This is a genomic window from Mogibacterium timidum ATCC 33093 (genome assembly GCF_000525775.1).
GTDB lineage: Bacteria > Bacillota > Clostridia > Peptostreptococcales > Anaerovoracaceae > Mogibacterium > Mogibacterium timidum.
Genome location: NZ_JALU01000012.1, coordinates 1 through 2,617, shown reverse-complemented (window position 1 = coordinate 2,617; position 2,617 = coordinate 1). Strand labels below are relative to the sequence as shown.

The 2,617-nt window shown below is 34.5% G+C and carries 3 protein-coding genes and 2 pseudogenes; all 5 read left to right on the top strand.

The annotated features are described in order from the left end of the window. Window positions 1-53: 53 nt before the first annotated feature. Window positions 54-905, top strand: coding sequence for an ATP-binding protein (locus HMPREF0581_RS02925; RefSeq protein WP_084645325.1), 852 nt, complete (start codon window positions 54-56; stop codon window positions 903-905). Between the two features lie 60 nt (window positions 906-965). Continuing rightward, window positions 966-1,139, top strand: coding sequence for a transposon-encoded TnpW family protein (locus HMPREF0581_RS02920; protein WP_036380246.1), 174 nt, complete (start codon window positions 966-968; stop codon window positions 1,137-1,139). An 11-nt stretch (window positions 1,140-1,150) separates the two neighbouring features. After that, window positions 1,151-1,963, top strand: a pseudogene (locus HMPREF0581_RS02915) (VirD4-like conjugal transfer protein, CD1115 family); the annotation flags it as partial. A gap of 166 nt (window positions 1,964-2,129) precedes the next feature. Beyond that, window positions 2,130-2,441 carry a single-stranded DNA-binding protein gene (locus tag HMPREF0581_RS02910; RefSeq protein WP_035919658.1) on the top strand — a complete coding sequence of 104 codons (312 nt, stop codon included), beginning with the start codon at window positions 2,130-2,132 and terminating at the stop codon, window positions 2,439-2,441. Window positions 2,442-2,444: 3 nt separating this feature from the next. Next, window positions 2,445-2,573, top strand: a pseudogene (locus HMPREF0581_RS08510) (Maff2 family mobile element protein); the annotation flags it as partial. Between the last annotated feature and the right edge of the window lie 44 nt (window positions 2,574-2,617).

Genomic DNA, 2,617 nt, shown 5'->3' with positions numbered 1-2,617 from the left:
ACAAGCCTTAAAACGCATTCCACCACTTAACAGGAAAAAGGAGAATGAAAGTTATGAATAACAGAGATAATCAAAATATGGTAACTACAAAAATAGAGGGTACAGATTTTACCTACAACAAAGAAACGCACTATGAAAAAGACGGACATATCTATTGCAAGGCTTGTAATGAAAGAATAGACGGAAAGCCTATTTCGATGTTAAATAAGCTGATGATTTTTAGAATATCTTGCAAATGTGATAGGGATAGAGCAGAACAGGAAAAGTTAAGTGAAAAGCAGATTGAACAGGATAGACTTAAACAAAACTGCTTTATATCCAGAAATCAAATAGCCTATACCTTTGAAAATGCTGATGAAGATACCGATAAAGACATCATCAAAAAAACAAAAAACTATGTAAAGCATTTTGAAGAAATGAGAAAAGACAATGTAGGCTTGCTTTTATATGGAAATGTAGGAAGTGGCAAGACCTATATAGCTTGTGCTATTGCTAATGCAATCATTAGTCAGTATGGATATTCCGTAAAAATGAGAAACTTTGCACAGATATTAAACGACCTACAAAAAGGCGGCTTTAACCTTGATAGAAATGAATATATTGAGCAAATAACAAACCCTACCCTACTAATCCTTGATGATTTTGGAATAGAGCGAAACACAGAATATGCCTTAGAGCAGATCTACAATGTAGTAAATGCAAGATACCTAAAGGCAAGACCGACCATAATAACGACAAACCTTAATTTCAAAGATATAGAAAAAGAACAGGAAGATATAATGCTTGGCAGGATTTATTCAAGGATAATAGAGATGTGTTTACCTCTTAGAGTAATAGGACTTGATAGAAGAAAAATACAAAGCAAAGAAAAGCTGAAGAAAGCACAAAACTTAATAGACGAGTAAAGGCGGTTAGAAAAGTAGAAATTCTAATCGCTTTTTTATTGCAAGGAAAGGAATGATGATATGCAAGAAAATAATACAGGAACAAAAACGATAAAAAAGATTGGGAAAGTAACCTATGAGGTAGTTATCCACTTTAATGAAAATGCTACTGAAACAATGCAAGACAAATTAAAACGCATAATGCTTAGAGAAATGGAGAGAGAAAAACATCAAAAAGGTAATAAAAATGATTAGAAAGTCCTTGACAAGTTGTTACAGGAAAAACTGCCAAATCTATTCTTATCTCTTGTGGTGCAAGGCTTGCTCCATTTGATATTAGGGAACTTAGGGACTTGATGAGTGAAGATGAACTTGAGCTTGATACACTGGGGGATAGAAAAACGGCACTCTTTGTTATTATCTCTGATACAGATGATACCTTTAACTTTGTAGTATCCATTATGTACTCACAACTTTTTAATCTCTTATGTGATAAGGCAGATGATGTATATGGCGGACGATTACCTGTCCATGTGAGATGCTTGCTTGATGAATTTGCAAACATCGGCTTAATTCCAAAGTTTGAAAAGCTGATTGCCACAATCAGAAGTAGAGAGATTTCAGCAAGCATCATACTTCAGGCACAATCTCAGCTAAAGGCAATCTACAAGGATAATGCCGATACAATCGTAGGTAACTGTGATAGTACCTTGTTTCTTGGTGGTAAGGAGAAAACTACGCTAAAAGAATTGTCTGAAACACTGGGAAAAGAAACTATCGACCTATATAACACGTCGGAAACGAGGTCAAATCAAAAGAGCTTTGGTTTAAACTATCAAAAGACTGGTAAGGAACTGATGAGTCAAGATGAGATTACCGTAATGGACGGTAGCAAATGTATTTTTCAGCTTCGTGGTGTCAGACCATTTCTATCAGACAAATTTGATATTACAAAGCATAAGAACTATAGATTACTTGAGGACTATGATAAGAAGAATTTGTTTGATATAGAAAGTTACATGAGGCGAAAAGGAAAAGCAAAATTAAATAGAGAAACGGTTATTACAAGAATGCAGTAAGTCTTAAAAAGATTTGCTGTTTTTTATTACCTTAAAATCAGGAGGTAAGATGCTAAGGATCAGAAGTCCCACTTAAAGGAAAATTAAATAGTAATAGTATCAGCGATTGGAAAAGTAATACTTCTGGTCGCTTTTTTATTGAATTGAAAAGGAGAAATTTAAAAAGATGAAACAAGAAATGATTAACATCAACGCCAACTTAGTGGCGGAACCTACTTTCTCAAACTTTGAAAAAGACGGAGAAACGGTAGAAGTTGCAAATTTTACGCTTGTAAAAAAGTACGGTAAGGGCAAGGAGTACATCAACTGTGCAGCTTATGGAGAAAAGACAGAAATAGCAAAAGCCTTTGAGAAAGGCGATTTAATTCATATCTTTGGTTACTTTAAGAAGCGTGAAAAAGAGGGAAAGACTTACAAAAACTTTGTAGTGAAGTCATATAACAAGATTGAAAAGAAAGAAGAAAACGAGGAGGAATAACTTATGGCATTTTTTACACAGGCAGTTAATGTATTAAAGATTTTGGTTATGGCAGTAGGTGCAGGACTTGGAGCATGGGGCGTTATCAACCTGATGGAAGGATATGGTAATGACAATCGTGCGACACGTTCATAAGTGAAAAGCTTATGCACTAAGTCTAAGGACATAAAGTTCAA

What these genes read in the sequence shown, in the direction of transcription:
- HMPREF0581_RS02925 (WP_084645325.1), top strand. Translation starts at nt 54, where the DNA reads ATGAATAACAGAGATAATCAAAATATGGTAACTACAAAAATAGAGGGT.
- HMPREF0581_RS02920 (WP_036380246.1), top strand. Translation starts at nt 966, where the DNA reads ATGCAAGAAAATAATACAGGAACAAAAACGATAAAAAAGATTGGGAAA.
- HMPREF0581_RS02910 (WP_035919658.1), top strand. Translation starts at nt 2,130, where the DNA reads ATGAAACAAGAAATGATTAACATCAACGCCAACTTAGTGGCGGAACCT.